At 71.8% G+C, this 19920-nt stretch carries 16 protein-coding genes; 7 read left to right on the top strand and 9 right to left on the bottom strand.

Annotated features, from left to right (window positions below; genetic code table 11):
• Window positions 1-43 precede the first annotated feature (43 nt).
• Window positions 44-3679 carry an FxSxx-COOH system tetratricopeptide repeat protein gene (gene fxsT / locus ACH4TL_RS02370; RefSeq protein WP_398313272.1) on the bottom strand — a complete coding sequence of 1212 codons (3636 nt, stop codon included), beginning with the start codon at window positions 3677-3679 and terminating at the stop codon, window positions 44-46.
• Window positions 3680-3882: 203 nt separating this feature from the next.
• Complete coding sequence (locus tag ACH4TL_RS02375) at window positions 3883-4992, bottom strand: methyltransferase domain-containing protein (RefSeq protein WP_398313270.1); 1110 nt, start codon at window positions 4990-4992, stop codon at window positions 3883-3885.
• A gap of 264 nt (window positions 4993-5256) precedes the next feature.
• Here ACH4TL_RS02375 and ACH4TL_RS02380 point away from each other — a divergent pair, with 264 nt between their 5' ends.
• Together ACH4TL_RS02380 and ACH4TL_RS02385 are read left to right on the top strand one after the other, a co-directional pair.
• Window positions 5257-5889, top strand: coding sequence for a hypothetical protein (locus ACH4TL_RS02380; RefSeq protein ID WP_398313268.1), 633 nt, complete (start codon window positions 5257-5259; stop codon window positions 5887-5889).
• A 64-nt stretch (window positions 5890-5953) separates the two neighbouring features.
• Entirely contained in the window at window positions 5954-6136 is a 183-nt protein-coding gene (locus tag ACH4TL_RS02385; protein WP_398313266.1) for a DUF6104 family protein, read from the top strand.
• Between the two features lie 18 nt (window positions 6137-6154).
• Here ACH4TL_RS02385 and ACH4TL_RS02390 read toward each other — a convergent pair whose 3' ends face one another.
• Entirely contained in the window at window positions 6155-6904 is a 750-nt protein-coding gene (locus ACH4TL_RS02390; protein WP_398313264.1) for a 3-oxoacyl-ACP reductase family protein, read from the bottom strand.
• A gap of 89 nt (window positions 6905-6993) precedes the next feature.
• Between ACH4TL_RS02390 and ACH4TL_RS02395 the strand changes: the two genes are divergently transcribed.
• On the top strand, window positions 6994-7596 hold the full coding sequence (locus ACH4TL_RS02395) for a TetR/AcrR family transcriptional regulator (protein ID WP_398313262.1): 603 nt from the start codon (window positions 6994-6996) through the stop codon (window positions 7594-7596).
• A gap of 3 nt (window positions 7597-7599) precedes the next feature.
• Here ACH4TL_RS02395 and ACH4TL_RS02400 read toward each other — a convergent pair whose 3' ends face one another.
• Together ACH4TL_RS02400 and ACH4TL_RS02405 are read right to left on the bottom strand one after the other, a co-directional pair.
• On the bottom strand, window positions 7600-8415 hold the full coding sequence (locus ACH4TL_RS02400; protein WP_398313260.1) for a BTAD domain-containing putative transcriptional regulator: 816 nt from the start codon (window positions 8413-8415) through the stop codon (window positions 7600-7602).
• 20 nt (window positions 8416-8435) lie between these two features.
• Entirely contained in the window at window positions 8436-9098 is a 663-nt protein-coding gene (locus ACH4TL_RS02405) for a TetR/AcrR family transcriptional regulator (protein WP_398313258.1), read from the bottom strand.
• A gap of 133 nt (window positions 9099-9231) precedes the next feature.
• On the opposite strand from ACH4TL_RS02405, the gene ACH4TL_RS02410 reads away from it, so the two are divergent.
• Window positions 9232-9852 (top strand): malonic semialdehyde reductase, encoded by a 621-nt coding sequence (locus ACH4TL_RS02410; protein ID WP_398313256.1) that lies wholly within the window; start codon window positions 9232-9234, stop codon window positions 9850-9852.
• Between the two features lie 81 nt (window positions 9853-9933).
• Here ACH4TL_RS02410 and ACH4TL_RS02415 read toward each other — a convergent pair whose 3' ends face one another.
• Genes ACH4TL_RS02415 through ACH4TL_RS02425 form a run of 3 tightly spaced genes read right to left on the bottom strand, consistent with a single transcriptional unit; the run spans window position 9934 to window position 14130 of the window.
• The gene (locus tag ACH4TL_RS02415; RefSeq protein WP_398313254.1) at window positions 9934-10332 is read right to left on the bottom strand and encodes a nuclear transport factor 2 family protein; all 399 of its coding nucleotides are present in this window, start codon (window positions 10330-10332) and stop codon (window positions 9934-9936) included.
• Between the two features lie 25 nt (window positions 10333-10357).
• The gene (locus ACH4TL_RS02420; protein ID WP_398313252.1) at window positions 10358-11311 is read right to left on the bottom strand and encodes an NAD-dependent epimerase/dehydratase family protein; all 954 of its coding nucleotides are present in this window, start codon (window positions 11309-11311) and stop codon (window positions 10358-10360) included.
• A complete protein-coding gene (locus ACH4TL_RS02425; RefSeq protein ID WP_398313251.1) occupies window positions 11308-14130 on the bottom strand; it encodes an AMP-binding protein in 2823 nt (940 codons plus the stop codon). The genes ACH4TL_RS02420 and ACH4TL_RS02425 overlap by 4 nt, the downstream gene beginning before the upstream one ends.
• 278 nt (window positions 14131-14408) lie before the next feature.
• On the opposite strand from ACH4TL_RS02425, the gene ACH4TL_RS02430 reads away from it, so the two are divergent.
• The 3 genes from ACH4TL_RS02430 (at window position 14409) to ACH4TL_RS02440 (ending at window position 17003) form a co-directional block, all read left to right on the top strand.
• Window positions 14409-15338, top strand: a complete 930-nt coding sequence (locus tag ACH4TL_RS02430) for a DUF4097 family beta strand repeat-containing protein (RefSeq protein ID WP_398313249.1) — start codon at window positions 14409-14411, stop codon at window positions 15336-15338.
• Complete coding sequence (locus ACH4TL_RS02435) at window positions 15338-16474, top strand: helix-turn-helix transcriptional regulator (protein ID WP_398313247.1); 1137 nt, start codon at window positions 15338-15340, stop codon at window positions 16472-16474. Before ACH4TL_RS02430 ends, ACH4TL_RS02435 begins: the two co-directional genes overlap by 1 nt.
• Window positions 16475-16547: 73 nt before the next feature.
• The gene (locus tag ACH4TL_RS02440; RefSeq protein ID WP_398313245.1) at window positions 16548-17003 is read left to right on the top strand and encodes a TIGR03668 family PPOX class F420-dependent oxidoreductase; all 456 of its coding nucleotides are present in this window, start codon (window positions 16548-16550) and stop codon (window positions 17001-17003) included.
• Window positions 17004-17017: 14 nt separating this feature from the next.
• Here ACH4TL_RS02440 and ACH4TL_RS02445 read toward each other — a convergent pair whose 3' ends face one another.
• Complete coding sequence (locus tag ACH4TL_RS02445; RefSeq protein WP_398313243.1) at window positions 17018-19768, bottom strand: hypothetical protein; 2751 nt, start codon at window positions 19766-19768, stop codon at window positions 17018-17020.
• Between the last annotated feature and the right edge of the window lie 152 nt (window positions 19769-19920).

A 19920-nucleotide genomic window follows, 5' to 3' on the forward strand; every position in this document is an offset into this window, starting at 1 on the left:
CGCATCGCGCGGGGCCGGGCTTTCCGGCGTCGGGGCAAGGGGTTCAGATGGGCAGCGGCTCAAAGTCCCAGACGGGCCGCGTACGGTTGCGGGCCGCCACGGTCTCGGGGTGGTCCGGCCCCAGAACGGCGGCCAACGCGCGCACCGCCGCCTCCTCGATCACATCCGCCTCATCCCCTCCGCCACGGATCGCGCGCAGATCGACGGCCAGCGCGACTTGGGCCAACAGGGTCAGCGGATGCCTCTCCCCCAGTACCTTGGCAGCCAGCCGCGCGGTCTCCCGGCTCAGCGCGGCGGCCTCCGTGGGCTCCTGGACCGCCGACGCGTTGAGAGCGATGCCCAGCGTCCAGGGGTGGCGCGGGCCGAGCGCGGCGGTCATGTCCGCCAGGGCCTCCTGCAGCTTCCGTGCCGCCCTGTGCGTCCCCGCCAGCCCCAGGCTGAGCGCGTGGTTCGCCTTGGCCCCGACGGTGTAGGGATGCCGGGCCCCGAGCCAGTAACGGACCGCCAGCCGCTCGGTGATCTTCGCCGCCCACGACGGTCCCCCAGACCGCCGCAGAGCTCGGGCGAACCCCGAGGCGATCATCAGGGACGGCGGGGCCTTCTCGCCGAGCACACGTTCCGCGCTCTGCCACGCCTCGCGGATCCGCTCCAGGCCGGATTCCGTGGCTCCGTCCCACCATTCACACATCCCGTGGTGATACGAGGCCACCAGCGTCCAGGGGTGGTCGTCGCCCAGGACCTCGCGATGCCGCTGGGCGCTGGCCGCCTGCAGCGTCAGGGCGTTCTCGTAGTGGCCGGACAGCCGCAGGTCGTAGGCGAGATCGGTCTCGGACGACAGGGTCGACAGCGCCATCGGGCCCAGCGTCTCCCGGGCGCTCTCCACGGTCCTGCGGGACAGCTCCGCGGCCTCGGCGTAGCGGCCGAGCAGCCGCAGCGAACGCGACATGCTCCGCTGGGCGTTCAGCGCTTCCGGACCCTCGTCCGGGAAGCGCACGGCGCACAGGTCGCGCTGCTGGCAGGCCAGCGTGTGGGCCTCGTCGTAGCGGCCAAGCCCCCGCAGGTCACCGGCGAGCCGGGCCATGGCGAGGGGTGCGCCAGGCGCATCGGCCTCGACGAGGTCCACCAGCACCGAGCGGTCCAGCGCCTCGGCCGCGGCGTAATCGCCGGTCTCGCGCAGCAGCGTGGCGCGGTGCGCCGTCAGGTCGTGATCGTCGCCCACGACGCGTTCGGCAAGGCGCATGCCCCTCTCGTAGTCGCCGCTGAGAGTCAGATACTGCACGAATCCGAGGACGAGTCGACGTGGTGTGGCGCCCGACGACTCCAGATGCGGCAGGAGTGCGGCGTACCGCGGCCATGCGGCGGGGTCCTCGGGGCGGCCCGGATCCGCCATGGCCAGTGCCGTACGCACCATCCGGGCGTCCTTGGCCGCCCGCTCCCGCGGCGCCCGCCGCCGCACCGCGTCCCGTACGAAGCGACTCATCCACACGGCGTCGTCCGCCACCCGCACCACCGACCGCTGCACCAGCTTGCCCGCGGCCAGGTCCAGCTGGCTCGGGTTGTCCAGGAGCGCCGCCACCGCCGGGGAGACCTGGTCCGCCGGGACGGCGCGCAGCAGGGCGAGCGGGACCGGGCCGGGGTCGAAGAGGGCGCACAGGCTCAGCAGTTCGGCCGCGGCCTTCGTGGTCTCCCGCAGCTGGGTGATCAGGTCCTTGAAGGCCGCGTGATACGGCATCGGGTAGTCCGCCGCGGCCCGCACCGGGGTCGGCTCGCCGTCGCGCACCATGCCCACGTACTCCGCCACCGCTGTCGTCGAGCCGTCCAGCCAGCCCGCCGTCTGGTCCATCGGCAGCGGCAGGTCCTCGACGGCCGCCGCCAGCCGGTCCGCGTCCTCCGCCCCGATGCGGGGCGCCCGGCGGCGTACGAACGCGACGCTCTCCTCTCGGCTCAGCGGCGGGACGTCCAGCAGCTCGGCGTAGTGGTCGGCCCAGGCCCGGTTGCGGGAGGTGATCAGCACATGGCCGCGCCCGGCGGGCAGCAGGTCGGCGATGGCCTCCGGGTCGCCGGCACCGTCGAGGACCAGCAGCCAGCGTTCGTACGGATCGCCCCGCCGCAGGGCGTCCAGCGCGCCCCGGACCGAACCGTCCGGGGCAAGCATGGCAAGGCGCCCCTCCAGCGTGGTCAGGTCGCTCCCGGAGGCCCACCAGACCATGTCGTACCGACCCGCGAATCGGTGGGCGTACTCGGCGGCGAGCTGCGTCTTGCCGATGCCCGGCAGCCCGACGAGCGCGACCACCGCGGTGTCCCCCGGAACAGCCTCCAGACGGTCGTGCACCGCGACGAGCAGGGCGTCGCGCCCGGTGAAGCGCGGGTTGCGGCGCGGCACTCCGTCCCAGACGGCGGGCACGCTGCCGGGGAAGCGCGGGCTGTAGGCGGCGCCCCCGGAACCACCGGGCAGGGGCACCGCGTCCAACCAGCGCAGCAGGGCCCGCTCGGCCGCGTCCGCGCCCAGCCGCCGCAGATCGAGGGTTGGGATCCGGTCCACGGCGGAGGGAAGCCCACAGTCCCCCGTGACCACGGCCATGGGGAGGTGGGCGCCGCGGCGCAGGGTGGCGATGGTCGCCTCCCAGTCGATGCCCGAGCGGGTTCCGGCGGCGAAGAAGTACTTGCTGAACAGCAGGATCTGGCTGACCTCATCGCCGGAGCCCTGCTCCACATCCCCGGGATGCGCGGGATCCCAGCCGCCCGCCACGACCCGCTGTCCGTTCGACCGCAGCACGTGCGCGATCCAGTCCGCCCAGAGGCGGTCCTCGGCCGCGTGGACGACGGCGAAGGCGCGGGGAGCCCGCGGAAGCGGTGCCCCGGAACGGGCGGCCTCCTCCCGGGCCCGCAGCTCCATCAGCTCCCGCTCCAGCTGCCGCGCCCAGTCATACGCGAGCCGCAGCGCCGCCGGATCCTCGGGCTCGGCGTGTTCCGCTGCGGCCTCTTCCTCCGTCTGCAGCTGATGCTCCAGCGCCTCGCACCGCCGCTCGGCGTCCAGTGCCTGCCGCCGCGCCTGCGTCAACTCACCTTGCAATCGGGCGACTTCCTCGCGCAGCCGGTCCCGTTCGGTCCGTAACCCGTCGTGCTCCTCCCGTAACCGATCGACCTCCGCCTCCCGTTCATCGCGCTCCAGCGACACCGAGACCGCTATCTGCCGCTGGTCGACCTCCATCTCGGCGATGCGCTGTTTCCGTACCAGCAACGCCTCCGACAGCGCCTCCGCCCGCACCTCGGCCTGCTGCCGCTGCCGGTCGGCGTCGGCGAGCTGGTCACGGAGCCGCTGGAGCTCCCATCCGACCTTGTTGGTGACCTGCAACGCCCGCCGTTGCAGGGTGTGCACATGGGCCATCACCTCCGCAGAGGAGGCCCGCCCGGTGGCCTTGGCCGCGTGCGTGAGCAGCCGGTCCACGAACTCGGCGGGCGGTACGACGGTCCCGTTGAGGTAGCGGGAGACGGTGCCCGCGTCGTAATGCACCCGTACGGCGAAGACCCGCAGCGAGACCCCCACCGCCCCGAACAGCTCCCGCAGGCTCCGGGCCAGCTCCCGGCACTCGGGCTTCACCTGCTCGGGGATCGGCTTCAGATCCCCGATGCGCGGCTCCTCGGGCACCAGCTCACCGCCGACCAACTCGTCCGTCATGGCCCCTCCCCCGTTGCGGCCGCCTGCAACGCGTGCGGCCTGCCGCAACACCCCAGGCCCCGCACAAGGTGAAGGTATCGCCCGGCGCCCTCGCCGGTCTCACGAAAGCAGGTCAACGATGCCGAACCGCCACCCCACCACCCTCCTCACCCTGACCGCTGCCGCCCTCACCGGCGCCGTGCGGGCGGTGGTGTCCTGGCTCCTCAGCCGAACGACGGAATGACCGCGTCGGGGCTGCCGAGCCAGACGGTCTGGCGGTCGGCGGTGACGGTGAGGCCGAAGTCGTACAGCTCCGGCGAACCGGCCTCCCGCCACCACTGATACGCACGCTCCAGTTCGTGGAACAGGTCGCGGGGCCCCCATTGATAGACACCGCCCTCCCACACATACGCCCAGGAGTCGGTGGTGGCGAGCCATCCGTCGCCGTCCCAGTGGACGCCGGGCAGCCGGAGCCCCAGGGCGAAGCGCGCGTGGAAGTCCGTGTCCAGGAAGGACAGGTCGAGGTCAGTCCGGCTGTCGCGGCTCTCTTCCCAGGACGCGGCGGAGTACACCGCACCGAGCGGCGACTCCGGCCGGCGCTGGCCGCGCAGATCCATGAACGACATCGGCTGATCGAAGTGGCCATACGCCGAGGCGCCGTCGTCGGCGACACGGAGGCACACCATCCCATGCGGCTGGAGCGTCGTCTTCCACGGCGTGACGATGAGCCCGCCGGGGCGGGTCTGTTCCACCCAGGCGAAGGGGACGCGCTGGAGCGAGGCCGTGCACAGCACCCGGTCGTACGGGGCCCCGGGCGGCCAGCCGCCCTCCCCGTCCGCGGCCACCACACGGGGGTGATACCCGGCCTCGGTCAGCCGCCGGGTGGCCGCCTCGGCGAGCCCGGCGTCCACCTCTACGGACGTCACGTGCACCGCCCCGGCGCGCTCGCACAGCAGGGCGGCGTTGTAGCCGGTGCCGGTGCCGATTTCCAACACCCGCATGCCGGGGCGCACATCAGCCGCGGCGAGCATGGTGAACACGGCGTCGGGAGCGCTGATGGAGCTGGTCGGCAGGGTGCCCTCGGTCCGGGCCGCCCCGTCGTCGACCTGGGTGACGACAGACGCCAGCGGATCGTGGACCAGCGCGGCCCAGGCGCCGGGGTCGTCGGCGGCGCGCAGCGGGCGATAGGCATCGTCCCGCCAGACCCACACCATGTCGGGAACGAACGCGTGACGCGGCACCTTGAGAAAAGCCTCCCGCATCCACGGCTCGGCGAACCCTTCCAATTCGTCGAGCGCCTCGGCGGCTTGTGCCCGCAACTCCTCGGGGCTCATTTCCGGTGCGTCCCACCTCCGGGCTTCGACACATCCGGATGCTGACCGTCGCTGTCCCGTGGCGACGGTGGCTGAGGCTGCGGGTTCGGCGCCGACGGCTTCCCGTGATTGCCCATGGAGTTGGTTCCCTTCGTCTGTCCCGTGTCACCAGCGTGCCGCCGCAGGGGAAGGTCCCGATTCCCCATCAGAGGTATCCCCATGATGGGTACAATCCGGCTTGAGACTGCTGATATCCCCTTCTTGTCACCGAACCTCGGTAATCACATGTCCAGCTACCTCTCGCCCGCCGCGCTTCCTCCCCACGTCCTTGAACGATCCGACGTACGGAGGGCTCTGGAGCGCCATGATTTCGGGGCCGTCTTCAAACTGGCCCGGCAATGGGGCGGGATCAGCTTCTCGAAGATCGCGGCTGCCTGCGACATCAAGCCGGAACGGGTGGGCAAGTTGGCCCGGGGCGAGGGTTCGATCACGACGTACGAGAAGATCACGCAGATCGCCGATGCCTTACGCATCCCAGGCGGGCCCGGGACGTCACGGGGCGTGCAGGGCATGGCGGCCCAGATGGAGGCCCGCGGATACGCGCTGAGCGGCGAGGCCGACGCGGCCCACCGTCTCCTTGATGAGGCACAACACCTCATCGCCCGCACCGGCATCGACGCCCTTCCCGCCTCGTACCGACGCGATCGAGCCTGGTTCAGTGCGTGCCTCGCGCACGCGCTCGCCGCAGCCGGTCATGCCGACGCGGCCGCGCACACCGCGCTCGGCTGCGCCGCCGACGCGTCGGACGTGGGCCGGCCCCACGCCTGGAACGAGTTGCACACCACCGCCGCGCTGCTCCTCCGGCGCGGGGCGCCCCGGGCGCGGGATCTGATCGACGCGCTGGGCGGCTGCGGCTGAGCGTCCGGGCAGGGACGCATATCCTGGGGCGGTAGATTCGCCTCATCCACCCCCGGAGCGACCCTTGTACTTCACCGACCGCGGCATCGAGGAGCTGGCGCGGCGACGCGGCGAGGAGGAGGTCACCTTCGAGTGGCTCGCCGAGCAGCTGCGGACGTTCGTCGACCTGAACCCGGACTTCGAGGTTCCGGTGGAGCGGCTGGCGACCTGGCTGGCCCGGCTCGATGACGAGGACGACGACATCTGACCAGGGGTACGGGCGGCCTCAGGCCGCGTAGCCGCCGTCCACGTCGAGGGTGGTGCCCGTGACGTACGCGGCGTCGGGGCTCGCCAGGTAGGCGACGAGGCCCGCCACCTCGTCGGCCGTGCCGTAGCGGTGCACCGCGAGGTGCGGGAGGACGGATGCCGCCATCGGGCCGTCGGCCGGGTTCATGTCGGTGTCGACGGGGCCGGGCTGGACGGTGTTGACGGTGATGCCGCGGCCGCCGACCTCGCGGGCCAGGGCGCGGGTGAACCCGGTCACGCCTGCCTTGGTCAGCGCGTAGAGGCTGCCGCCGGCGAAGGTGACGCGGTCGGCGTTGATGCTGCCGATCGTGATGATGCGTCCGCCGTCGCCGATATGGCGCAGGGCCTCCTGGGTGGCGGCGAAGACGCCGCGCAGGTTCACGGCGGCGACGTGGTCGTAGTCCGCGTCGGTCAGGTCCTCGATGGGGCCCATGACGCCGACTCCCGCGTTGTTGACCAGGATGTCGAGCCGTCCGAGCCGGTCGGCGACCTCCGTGACGGCCGCCCGGAGGGACGCGCGGTCCGCGGCGTCGGCCTGGACGGCCAGCGCCTGTCCTCCGTCCGCGACGATCTCCTTCACCAGGGCTTCCGCGCGGTCCGCGGAGGCGTTGTAGGTGACCGCGACCGCGGCCCCCTCCCGGGCGAGACGGCGGGCGATGCCCTCGCCGATTCCCCGCGAACCGCCCGTGACCAGCGCGACCTTGCCGTTCAGCATGATGCTCTCCCTCATTTATTGAATGCTCACTCAAGATGTCATGCGGACCGCCACCGCGCAACTGTTATCTTGAACGCACACTAAAAAAACCAGGAGGACCCGGCATGGCGAAGGGACGGCCCCGCGAATTCGACGTCGAGCAGGCCCTGTCGGCGGCGCTCGGCGTCTTCTGGGCCAAGGGATACGAGGGCGCCACGATGGCGGATCTGTCCGCCGCCACCGGACTGAAGCCGGGCAGCATCTACGGCGCGTTCGGCTCGAAGGCGGGCCTGTTCGGGCAGGTCGTCGACCACTACACCCGCACCGTCTTCGCGTACGGCCCGACGGCCCTGGAGGCCGGGAGCGTACGGGAGGTCGTGCGGCGGTGGCTGGAGGGCGCGGTCGAGGCCACGACCGGTGCCGACACCCCGGCCGGGTGCCTGATGGTCCACGGCGCGCTGGCCACCGGGGACGCGGCGAGCGAGGCGAAGGCGGAGATGCGCACCCGCCGCCGGGCGGGGGAGGTCATGCTGACCGAGCGCTTCGCCGACGCCCGGCGGTCCGGCGATCTACCCGGGGCCGTCGAGCCGCAGGACGCGGCGCGCTATGTCCTCGCGCTCACCGAGGGGATCGCCGTCCAGGCCGCGTACGGCGCCTCCCGCGCCGATCTGGAACGGCTCGCGGAGCTGGCCCTGATCCGGCTGCCCTGGGAACAGGAAACGGCGTAGCCGTTACGCCACCACCGGACCGCGTCCCGGGGTGCCCGCCTCGTGGTCGAGGCGGGGGTCGGAGACCAGGACGGCCTGTTGGAGGCGCTGGAGCTTGGCCGAGGGTTCGAGGCCGAGTTCCTCGGCCATGGCCGTGCGCAGCCGCTGGTAGACGCCGAGGGCGCGGGTGCGCTGGCCGGAGCGGTGGAGGGCCAGCATGTACTGGCTGTGGAGGCCCTCGTGGAAGCGGTGCTCGACGACGAGCGAGGCGAGGTCGCTCAGCACCTCCAGATGGCCGCCGAGCCGCAGCCGGGTCTCGATGCCGCGCTCGGTGGCGGTGAGCCGGGACTGTTCCAGCCGGGCGACCTCGGCCTGGAGCGGGCGGCCGTGCGGGGCGACGTCGACCAGGGCGGGGCCCTGCCAGAGGGCGAGGGCCTGCCGGTAGGCCGCGTCGGCGGCCCGTTCGTCGCCGACCTCCAGGGCGCATTCGGCCCGGGCGACGAGGGCGCGGTAGTCGTGGACGTCGAGCTCGCCGGGGGCCAGCGCTAACGCGTAGCCGCCGGGCCGGGTCTGGAGGACGTCACGGGTGACCGCGGCGGAGGACGTGCCGAGCACCTTGGCGAGGAGTTTGCGCAGGTGCAGGATGTACGTCTGGAGGGTGGTGAGCCCGGTGCGCGGCGGCTGATCGCCCCACAGCTCGGCCATCAGCGTCTGCACCGGCACCATGCGGCCGTCGCTGAGGAGCAGCAGGGACAGGACTTTGCGCGGCTTCATCGCGCTGGGGACTCCGGACAGAGCGCCGTGGCGCAGGGTCAGCGGTCCGAGAACGTTCGCACGCATGGGTGCCACCTCCTCGCACGTCATGTGCGGTACGCGCGGACTATCAGGTCGGCGGCCTTCTCACAGATGGCCGAGGCGTCGACGGCGGCGATCGGGCGGGTGCCGTACATCGACTGGTACAGACCCTGCTGAACGATCAGGGCCACGAACTGCTGGGCGGCGGAGGCGGGATCGGGAACGTCCAGCTCACCGCTGTCGGTGCGGCGGCCGAGCAGCTCGGCCAGGTACTTCACCAGCTGCTGGGGCTCGCCCTCGGCGCAGGCCGGGCGCAGCGCGGGGTGGCGGGCGACCTCGGCGATGATCAGGCGGCGCAGCGCGGAGGCGCGTTCGTCGAGGAGTACGCCGAGGACGCGGTGGCCGAAGGCGGTGAGGGCGGTGCGTACGTCGGCCGCGTCGTCCTCCGCGGAGGGGGTGTGCAGTGATGCGGGGGCGAAGCCCGCGGCGACCCGCTCCCGTTCGCCGTCGACGGCGGCGAGGAACAGCCGTTCCTTGTCGCCGAAGTGGTTGTAGACGGTCTGCTTGGAGACCCGCGCCTGATCCGCGATGGCGTCGACACCGGCCCGGGTGTAGCCCTCGCTCAGGAAGACGGCGACGGCCGCCTCCAGGATCGCCTGGCGCTTGGCGGGCTGCGGGCCCGCCGGCCGTCCCGCGGCACCGCGCCGCGGACCGTTGTCCGTCCGCAACGGTCCAACCTCCTTGCTGTGGGCCGGTCTTGCCCTCGGTGGCCTGTGAGTCTAGCCTTCCCTCACTGCGATGGACTAGCCCGTCCAGTCCATTTAATTCACCATCGCGTACGAGTCACGAGGAGAGAGCTCCATGAGCGCAGCGGAGAACAGCGACGCCCTGCGGCACCTCACCCTGGCGCCGGAGGCGCAGAACCAGCTGTTCCTGGAGGCCCGTACGGCCAACACCTTCACCGACGAGCCGGTGACCGAGGAGCAGGTCCGCGCCATCTACGAGCTGGTGAAGTACGCGCCCACCTCGCTGAACCAGCAGCCGCTGCGCATCGTCATGGTGCGCTCGGAGGAGGCCCGCGGCCGCCTGGTGGAGCACATGGCGGGGAACAACCGGGGGAAGACGGCGCAGGCGCCGCTCGTGGCCATCCTCGCCGCTGACCTGGACTTCCACGAGGAGCTGCCCCGGCTGGTGCCGTTCATCGAGAACCCGCAGAACATCTTCGCCGACCCGGTCTCCCGGGAGCACTCGGCGCGGTTCAACACCGCGATCCAGGTCGGCTACTTCGTCCTCGGGGTGCGCGCGGCCGGGCTGGCTGCCGGACCCATGATCGGCTTCGATCACGCCGCCGTGTCGAAGGAGTTCTTCAGCGACGGCCGCCACCAGGCGATCTGCGTCGTCAACATCGGCAAGCCGGGCCCGGACGCCTGGATGGAGCGGCTGCCGCGGCTGGCGTACGACGAGGTCGTCACCACGGTCTGAGCTCGTCCCGGGACCCCCACAGGCGGGCCGCCCGTCCTCGCGGCAACGGGGGCGGGCGGCCTGGGGACATCGCAGCAGGGGTCAGCTCTCGATCAGGTCGTGGAACGCCACGGTGTCGAAGATGTCCTCCATCCGCGTCGCCCTGCCGTCCCGCATCGTCCACGAGTGGACGAAGTCCAGGGTCGTGGTGCGGCCACCGCGCGACGTCACCTCCCGGGTGCCGAACACCACCACCCGGTCGCCCTGCTCGATGAACTCCCGCGGCGCGAGTCTCATCCCGCCCAGCACGCTCGGTACGTGCGCCAGGAACTTCTTGATCCCCGCGTGGCCCAGCTTGGTACCGCCGAGGCCGTACTTCGCCATCCCGGCCGGGTGGACCCACTCGACGTCCGGGTGCATGGCGGACAGGATTCCCTCGATGTCGCGGTCCCGGAATCCCGCGTAGGCGGCGCGGATGGCCTCGATGTTGTGTGATGCCACGGTCTTCGTCCCTTCTCGGGCGGTTCTACCGCTGCTTGATGTGCTCGGGGTACAGGGCCTGGAGCGTGCTGCGTACGCCCTCGCGCCACGGCACCCGGCAGGGCCCGGTGATCTCCCGGCGGCGGGTGGGGGCGAACTGGTACGTCTCCCTCGTCACCTCACTGGGTACGAGCCGCGCCTCGATCCCGCTCAGCTCCTCCAGATACCGCACCAGATCGGTGATCCCGACCGGCTCGTCGCCGCCCCAGTTGACCAGGGTCGCGGGGGACGCAGCGGCCGCCCACAGCGCGGGCACCTGGGCGACCAGGTCGTCGGTGTGCAGCAGTGAGCACCAGTTCTGGCCCTCGACGGGCACCGGGATCGGCTCGCCCGCGAGCATCCGCTTGAAGTACAGCATCGGCACCCCGCCGTAACCGCCCGGGCCGTAAGCGATGTTGAGCCGGGCGATGGTGGTCGGCAGGTTCAGCACCCCGGCGAACGCCCGCACCGCGCCCTCGGCGGCGATCTTGCCCACGGGGTAGCAGGGCAGCCAGTCGGCCACGCCGTCGACGGGGTCGTCCTCGGCGTACGGATGGTCGAGGGTCTGCCGCTTGTAGAGCGCGCCGGTCGAGACGAACAGGAACGATTCGGCGGTGCGGCAGTGGCTCATCAGCCGTCCGCAGGCGAGCGAGTTGACCTCGACGGCCGCGTTGTAGTCGCCGTCCTCGCCGCGCCGCACCGCCGAGTGGAAGACATGGGTGAAGTCGTCCGGCAGCCCCTCGTAGCCGGATGCCCCCAGGTCGTTCATGTCCCAGCGGAAGGTGGTGATGCCCCGGGCGCGCAGCTCCTCCTCGACGCCGGGAGCGCCGAAGCGGCCCAGGCACCACACCTCGTTGTGTGCCGCCAGCGACTCCGCCACCGGCCGGGCGACCTGCCCGGTGCCGCCGGTGACCAGGATCTTCTTGCCTTCCACCGTGCTCTTCTCCTCTGCCGTGTTCATCCGTCGCCCAGCGCGCGGTCCAGCTCCTTGCGGAGGACGGCCTGGAAGGCCGGGACGTGCTGGGGACCCATGAGCGTGTAGTGCTCACCGGGTACGTCGATATACCGGTTGGGCTCCGTGGTGTGCTCGTCCCAGCGGCGTAGCTCCTTGTTCAGCCAGTCCTCCTTGGTGCCGCGCAGCGGGATGGCGTAGAAGACCGACATGGACCGGGTGGTGCCGCTCGGCCGGTAGCTGCGGCCCAGGCTGGTGAGGCCGTGGGCCAGCTCCGCCCAGGCGGCGAACTTCTCCCCGTTCAGGTCGAGTTCGGCCAGCCGGTCCTGCGGGGCGATCCGCAGCAGCCGCGCGAGCTGTTCCCGCCGGGGCAGGGGGCGCAGCTCGCCCGGGAGGTCAAGGGACTGCTTCTTGTTGATCAGGTCGAGGAAGAAGGCCAGGTTGACGGCGGTCGCGATGAAGTCGAGTTCGTCCATGCGGTACTTGATGTGCGGCGGCAGATTGAAGCTGCCGGTGAAGTCGACGCGCTCGCCCAGCGCCTCCAGCGCCTTGGCGATCTCGAAGGCCACGGCGCCGCCGTACGAATACCCGGCGACCGCGTACGGGCCGTGCGGCTGCTGGGCACGGATGGCCCGTACGTAAGCGTCCACCATCTCCTGGAAGCTCTCGAACGGCTTCTCCCCCTCGTTGAACCCGCGGGCGCGCAGCGCGTAGAACGGCCGGTCGCCGACGAAGTACTTGGCGAGGTTGACGAAGACCAGGACCTCGCCGACGCCCGGGTGCACACAGAACAGCGGGGTCTTCGCGCCGCCCGTCTGGAGCGGCACGATCGGGTCGTACGCCTCGGGCGCGCCGCCCCCGGTCAGCCGGGCGGCGAGCTGCCGCACCGAGGACGCCGTGAGCACGGTGATGATCGGCAGGTCCGCGACGCCGAGCCGCCGGATGACCTGGCGGCGCAGCCGCAGGATGTCCAGTGAGGTGCCGCCGAGGTCGAAGAAGCTCGCCGTCGCGCTGATCCGTTCCGGGGCGGTGTCGAACATCTCGGCGTAGATCTCGGTGAGGGTACGTTCCGTCTCGCCCTCCGGCGGGGTGTGGCCGCCCAGCCGCCGGGTGGTCAGCTCCGCGACCCGCGCGATGACGTCGTCGAAGCCGCCGGACTCCAGCCGCTTCCGCATCCGCTGGCGCAGCGTCTTGCCGAGGCTGGTCTTGGGGAACGCGTCCTTGGGCAGCGGCAGGATGAGGAACGGCCGGAAGCCCCAGTGGATCACCACGGTGGAGCGCACGGCCGTGATCAGACGGTGCAGTCCGGGTTCGTCGCCGTCGGGGAGTTCGGGGTGGACGGCGATCACCAGCTGTTCGGTGTCGCTGCCCGGACGGCGGGTGGGGAACGCCGCGACATAGCCGCCCGCCACCCCGTCGAGCTGTTCCAGCGCGGCCTCCAGCTCATGGCTGAAGTAGTTGACGCCGTTGACGATGATGCTGTCCTTGCTGCGTCCGACGAGGGTCAGCCGCCCGTCGTCGATGCGGCCGAGGTCACCGCTGCGGAACCAGCCGTCGGGGGTGAACGCCTCCTTGGTGGCGACCTCGTCGTGGTAGTAGCCGCTGGTGATCATCGACCCGCTGAGCTGGAGTTCCCCGACCTCGCCCGCGGGCAGCGCCCGGTGGTCGTCGTCGGCGACGCGGATGCTCAGCCCCTCGACGGGGGTGCCGAGGTTGGCGAACTCCTGGCCCGCGTCGGTGACGGGAAAGGCACGGTTGTAGAGGGACCCGGCGCAGGTTTCGGTCATCCCGAAGGCGGGCCAGAGGGCGGTGGGGCGCAGCCCGTACGGGGCGTAGTGGGCGAGGAACGCCTCGCCGGTGGCGACGACGTTGGCCTCGCCGCCGCTCACGATATGGCGCAACGAGGTGAGGTCGAGCGGTTCCCCGCCCGCCGATATCTCGTCGGCCAGATCGCGCACCGATGCGTTGAGGGGGCCGAGGAGGAAGTTCGGAGTGAAGGTCATCGTGACCCGGTGACGGGAGATGATACGGAGGAAATTCAGCGGTTCTTCGAGAACCACCGACGCCTCCGCATGCAATTGTTCGGCGCCGACACACAGCGGCAGCATATGCGCTTCCAGGAGCGCGGCGACATGGTCGTAGGAAATCCAATTGAAGGTGGTGTCGGCATCCGTGAGCCGCTGCTTTCCGGCCTTTCCCGCCATGGCCGCGAGAATGTTTCCGTGGGTGAGCATGACCGCTTTGGCATTCCCGGTGGAGCCGGAGGTCAGCACCAGCAGGGCAAGGTCCTCGGGCGCGGCGATGTGCGTCTCGGGCTCCGCCCCGCCGTCCATGGCATCGGCGGGGGGTGTGCCGCCCGCGTCCCGCAGGTGCTCCACGGTGGCGACGGCGAGCCCGGGTACGCCGGGCAGGTCGGCGCCCATCGCCTCGGTGGTGACCAGCAGCGGACCGCCCAACAGCCGGTTGACATGGGAGAGCTGGGCGGCCCAGCGGGCCGGGTCACCGGGGATCGGCACCATCGGGCACGGCACGAACCCGCCCAGCAGACAGGCCCAGAAGACGGTCAGGAATTCCCGCTGGCCGTCCAGCAGCAGGGCCACAGTGTCGCCCGGCCGCAGCCCGTACTCGCGGAGCGGCGCGAGGAGTTGCCGCGCGGATCTCAGAAGTTCCGGATAGGACTGGCGTGTTGCGTCCACCTCCGCCTCGGCTGCCACGTAACGTACCCCGGAATCGGGGTAGTTGCGCGCTGCCCGCAAGAGCAACTGGGCAACGGAGCGCAGATCCTGAGAATCGTTTGGCACCGAGCTTTTCAAGGGTTGTGACGCCATAACCTTCACTGCCCTCTTTCTTTCCCGATTCTGGGGGCACGAAGGTAACAGCCTCGAACATTCGTACTCCATGACGCTCTATCGGTGCTCTAGCAATGCTCTAGCGGAAATTCGGAGAGCTTCACACGACAAAGGCGTCCAGCCGAGGGCCTTGCCCCACCCCGGGGCGAGGGCTGACTCCAGCCCCGGGGAGGGGCTTGACTCCAGCGATCCACGATATATCGTGTTGAGCAAGACACGATATGTTGCGTGACCGCATCCAGCCAGGGAGGCCAGGGATGTCAGGCCGGTCAGAGTGGTCGTTCGGCGAACCACAGAAGCTCACCTTCGACGAGCCCGTCTCGGCGCTCCACGTACGCATCGTGGACGGTACGGTCAACGTGGTCGGGACCGACGGCGGCCCGGCCCGGCTGGAGCTCTCCGAGATCGAGGGCCCGCCGCTGAAAGTGACCCTGGAGGACGGCACCCTGAGCGTGGCGTACGACGACCTCCCCTGGAAGGGCCTGCTCACCTGGCTCGACCGCAAAGGCTTCCACCGCGCGGTCCATGTCACCCTCGCCGTGCCCACCGGCACCGCCACCTCGATCGGGGTGGTGGGCGCCTCCGCCGTCGCCTCGGGGCTCGGCGGCCGTACGGATCTGCGCGGCGTGGCGGGCGACGCCACCCTCGTCGGACTGACCGGTCCGGTGCGCGCGGACACCGTCTCCGGGCGGGTCGAGGCCCAGGCCGTCACCGGCGATCTGCGCTTCAACTCCGTCTCCGGCGACCTCACCGTAATCGAGGGCTCGGGCCGGGTCGTCAAGGCCGACTCCGTCAGCGGCAACATGGTGCTCGACCTCGCGCCCACCGCGGAGCGCGCGAACATCAGCCTCACCACCGTCTCCGGGGAGATCGCCATCCGGCTGCCGAGCCCCGCCGACGCCCGGATCGAGGCCAACACCGCGAGCGGGCCCGTCTCCAACGCCTTCGAGGATCTGCGGGTCAGCGGCCAGTGGGGCGCCAAGCGGATCACCGGCAACCTGGGCGCGGGCCGGGGCAGCCTCAAGGCCACCACCGTCTCCGGCGCGATAGCGCTGCTGCGCCGCCCGCCCGCCGACGAGGGCGGCGCCGGATACGGCGATGACGCGCCCGGCGGCACCGACAGCACGTCGGACAGCCCGGCCGACAGCAGCAGCGGCACCGGCGGCTCGCAGGGAAAGGTCCTCTGATGCCCCCCGTATTCGCCCACGGCCGACTCCGCCTCTACCTGCTCAAGCTGCTCGACGAGGCCCCGCGCCACGGCTACGAGGTCATCCGGCTGCTGGAGGAGCGCTTCCAGGGGCTGTACGCGCCCTCGGCGGGCACCGTCTACCCGCGCCTGGCCAAGCTGGAGGCCGAGGGGCTGGTCACCCACACCACCGAGGGCGGCCGCAAGGTCTACTCCATCACCGACGCCGGACGCGCCGAACTCGCCGACCGCAGCGGCGAACTGGCCGACCTGGAGCTGGAGATCCGCGAATCGGTGGCCGAGCTCGCCGCCGAGATCCGCGAGGATGTGCGCGGCTCCGCCGACGATCTGCGGCGGGAGATGCGGGAGGCCGCGCAGCAGGCCCGCACCTCCGGCACCGGCGAGAGCAAGGGCGGCCCCTGGGAGGGCCCGTGGGACAACAGCGAGGGCTGGCGGCAGGCGAAGGAGGAGCTGCGGCGCGCCAAGGACGAGTGGAAGGAACAGGCCCGCCGCGCGAAGGAGGAGAGCCGCCGCGCCCGGCAGGACGCCCAGCGCGCCCGTAAGCAGGCCAAGGACGCCCAGGAGTTCGCGCTCGAAGAGGTCCAGCGGGTCGCCCGGCGCGTCCAGGAGCAGACGCAGGAGCACATCCGGGCGGGCGACTGGCAGCGCGCGGTGCGGGACGGGCTGGCCGAGGTGTCGCGCAGCATGGGCCGCATCTCCAAGCAGGGCATGGCCCCCTCGGGGTGGCCGAGCCCGGACGAGGGTACGAAGCCCAGCGCCCCGCGCACGGACGCCCCCGAACCGCCGCCCGCCCCCGAACCGCCGCCCGCCGCCGCCCGGCATGACCACCACGGCGGCGACGGCGGCAACAGCGGAGGCGGCAACGGCACAGATGGCAACGCCGGAGCCGACGCTGACGGCGGCGCCCCGGCCGAGCCCGCATGGGCCCGGGAGTTCACCCCGTCCGGCGACCCCGCCCGCGATCTGGACCGGCTGCTCGACCGCTTCCGCGACGGCATCCGCGACACCGCCCGGGACCACGGGGTGACCGACGACCAACTGGCCGACGCCCACCGCCGACTGGCGGCGACGGCGGCCCGGATCACCAGCCGCCTGCGCGGCCCCGCCAAGGAGTAGCCCAGGGCGCGTGCCCGGCGGCGACGGCGCTTCGCCCGGCCGGGGGACGAAGCGCCGCAGTAGCCTCGCCGGTATGCGACTGGAGACCCCCGAGGCGCGGCGGCGCTTCGCCGCCGCCCGGGTGCTGCGGCTGGCCACTACCGACGAGGACGGACTGCCTCATCTCGTGCCCGCCACCTTCGCGCTCACCGCCGCCCCGGAGGACGGCGGGGACACCGTCGTCACCGCGGTGGACCACAAGCCCAAGCGGCACCAGGACCTGAAGCGGCTGCGCAACATCCACGCCCACCCGGCGGTCTGCCTCCTGGTCGACCACTACGACGAGGACTGGCGCCGGCTGTGGTGGGTGCGGGCCGACGGCCGGGCGCGGATCGTCCCGGCCGAGGCGGCGGCCGAACGGGCGGACCCGGTGCGGCGGCTGGTCGCCAAGTACCCGCAGTACGCCGACCGGCCCCCGCGCGGACCGGTGATCGCCGTCGAGGTCACCCGCTGGTCGGGCTGGGCGTACGCCGAGCCCGACCAGAACTGATGGCTGACCGCTGATCAGCCGTCTCCCCCTGCCCCCGCCTCGCTCCCGCCCTCCTGATCGTCCTCATCCCGCGGACAGTCGAACGCGCTCCGGGGACCCCAGGTCGTCGCCTCGTCACCGCTGTCCCGTATCCCGCACTCCAGCGCGATCTCCGGTGGCCCACCCGTGGTGTCGTGCAGGATGAGCAGCCGCTTGTCGACGGGCACCTTGTCGCCCTCGCCGTAGATCAGCGACCCGGTGGCCCCGCGCAGCCCCTCCGCTCCGCCCACGCCCTGCTCCAGCGCCGCCTGCACCCCGCCCCGCCCGAACGGTGCCGTGCCCGCGCTCTGGTACGCCGCGTTGATCCCCTCGGACAGCACCCCGAGCGCATCCCAGGCGAGCGGCACCCGGGCGTCGTTGCTCCACAGATCGCTCCCGTAGGCGGCGGCGTACCTCCGGCGGAAGTCGTCTCCCTTCACATTGGGCGGGTGGTCCTTCGCCAGGGCCATCGCCGCGTAGTACAGCCGCAGCCTGCGGTGCTTCTCGCTGGGGCGCTGCTGCTCGACCACCGCGTTGTCGAGGTCATTGCCGCCGAGCACGGTCGATTGGCCGTTGCAGCCGGTGCGGCGGTCGAAGTCGTCGAGGAAATTCTCGAATTCATGGGCGCGGGCCGCCCAGTACACCACCGTGCGCGGTTCCTCCTTGAGCCACCGGCATATGCTGTCGGCCATCTGGGAGGTATGGGAGACCCATTCGTCCCCCTCGCCCTTGCGTTTCGGGGGCGGCGCGGCCGAGGGCCGCTCGATCGGGTACCAGATGCGGTGGACGTCCTTGAACGCCTCCGCGAACCGGTCGCTCAGATTCGCGCTGTAGATGTCGGTCGGGTCCCCGATGACCACGGCCTTCTTGGCGGGGGCGCAGGTACCGGGTGCGGTCTGCACGATATTGGCGTGCCGCGCGAAGTTCGCCGCGACGCGCGCCTCCCGGTGGTTGTCGGGGGCGACCTGACGGTACATGGGCGAGCGCTGCATCTCCTCCGAGGTCGCGGCGGTGCCGATCATGGGCAGCCCGGCCCCGGCGAGGGTGTTCCGGGCGCTCAGCGTGCCCGGGCGGCTCTGGCCGAGACCGACCACGCCCAGGAACCGCTCACCGTCCCCGGCGCGCTCGGCGGCCTTGACCTCCTTCGCCAGCGCCTTGGCCGCCGCGGGCGCCCGGGAGAAGCGATCGCCCGCGTCCATCAGGCGAATCTTGAGCCAGACCTTGCTGCTCTTCTGCTGGGCCGCCTGTTCGTTGATCTCCTCCTGGGCCAGTGCGATGCCGCGCACCTCGGGGATGGCGCCGCTGTACTTGGCCTCGTCCCAGTCGCCCGCGGTCACCGGCACCCCCAGATAGCCGACCGTGCGGACCACGGCGCCGGACCTGGCCGCCTTGTCGGCCCGCTCGTTCTGCCGGGTGATGGCGGTCACCGCGTCCCCATAGACGGCCCGCGGGCTCCGCTTCGGCGGTCGGCTCCGCCCGCCGCCGTCGCCCCCTTTCCCGGACACGGCCGGGGACGCCGAGGCGCCGCTGCCGCCGAGGCAGGCGGTGTCGCTGTGCTCTGTCACCACGGTCACGGCATAGCCGCCGAGCAGCCCGAGCGCGGTGACGCCCGCCACCGCCGCGACGGCGGCCTCCACCCGCGGCGCGGCGTCGGAACGGCTTCTGCCGACGGCGATCTCCGGATAGCGGCCCAGCCAGCGGGCCGCGTCCTCGTCGTCCGCATGCGGCTCGACGCCCACCCGCACCACCCTGGCGCCGCCCGCGCCGGTGGTTCCGATCCAGGACTTCAGCGTGATGGCGGCCTCGGCGAAGCTCTCCGTGCGCTCCCGGCCCGGGCGCACCGCGGCCGCCAGCATCACCCCGGTGCATCCCGTCTGCTCGACCGCCCGCGGGAACTGCTCCAGCAGCCTGCCGGTGTCGTCGCCGATGGCCGGGGGCTGCGGGAAGACCAGCACGACGCGATGGCGGCGGCGCCGCCCCCAGGGCGAGAGCCGGGGGTGGCGGAACGCGCGCTCCAGATCGGCGAGGAGCGCCCGCAGCAGCACATCGACGATCGGCTCGCGCCGCGCGGCGGCGGGCGCGCCCACGGTCAGGCGGCAGGCGTCGGCGAAGAAGCCGGGCCCGCCCTCGGGCAGTTCGGCCCAGCTGCGGTACCAGCTGCCCTTACGGGTCATCCGGCGGCCGTGGCGCCGCCCGAACCACCAGCGCGGCAGCAGGCCGAACAGCGGTCTGCGCAGCCAGTACCAGGCGGTGCCCGGGATACTCGGCGGTGGCTGCTCCCCGCCGCTCACGGCCTGGAGGGTGCGCAGGAAGACCGAGCGGGCGCAGTGCGCCTCGTAACTCCGGTTGCGCAACTCCATGGCCTGGGCGCCGGACGGGCATCCGGCGAGATCGGCCTCGACGATGCCGCACATCAGCCGGAACTGGGGCAGCCTCAGTCGGCCGAAGCCGCCGGGCCGGTTGCGCAGCAGCTCCTCCTCGATCTTCTGGAACGTCGCCCCCACCCGCTCCTGACGCGGGGCCTCGGGCTCACCCGCCACCTGTGCGAACGGAACGCGGGCGCGGCCGCCCGCGCTCAAGCGCGCGCACAGGCCGTCCGCGATCCGCCCGGCCTCGGGCCCCTCGGTCAGCTGGGTGAGCAGGATCTGCGGCGCCGGACCGCGGTGGCCCGGCGGCAGGGTGACGAGCTGTTCGAGCGCGTCGATGAGCAACTCGATTTTCGGCAAAGGCGGTACTGAAGCAGTCATGTGCATCCCCCCGGACACGATTATTCGCGCCGATTCCAGAGAGCACCAGACCCTTTACCGAGAGTGATGGCAATTCGTCACTCCTGACCATGAAGGATCGAACAGGAGTGCAAACTGTGCCGGATGTGACCGTCAGTCAGGCCACCAGCCCT

Source organism: Streptomyces sp. NPDC021115 (genome assembly GCF_044333065.1).
Taxonomy (GTDB): Bacteria; Actinomycetota; Actinomycetes; order Streptomycetales; family Streptomycetaceae; genus Streptomyces.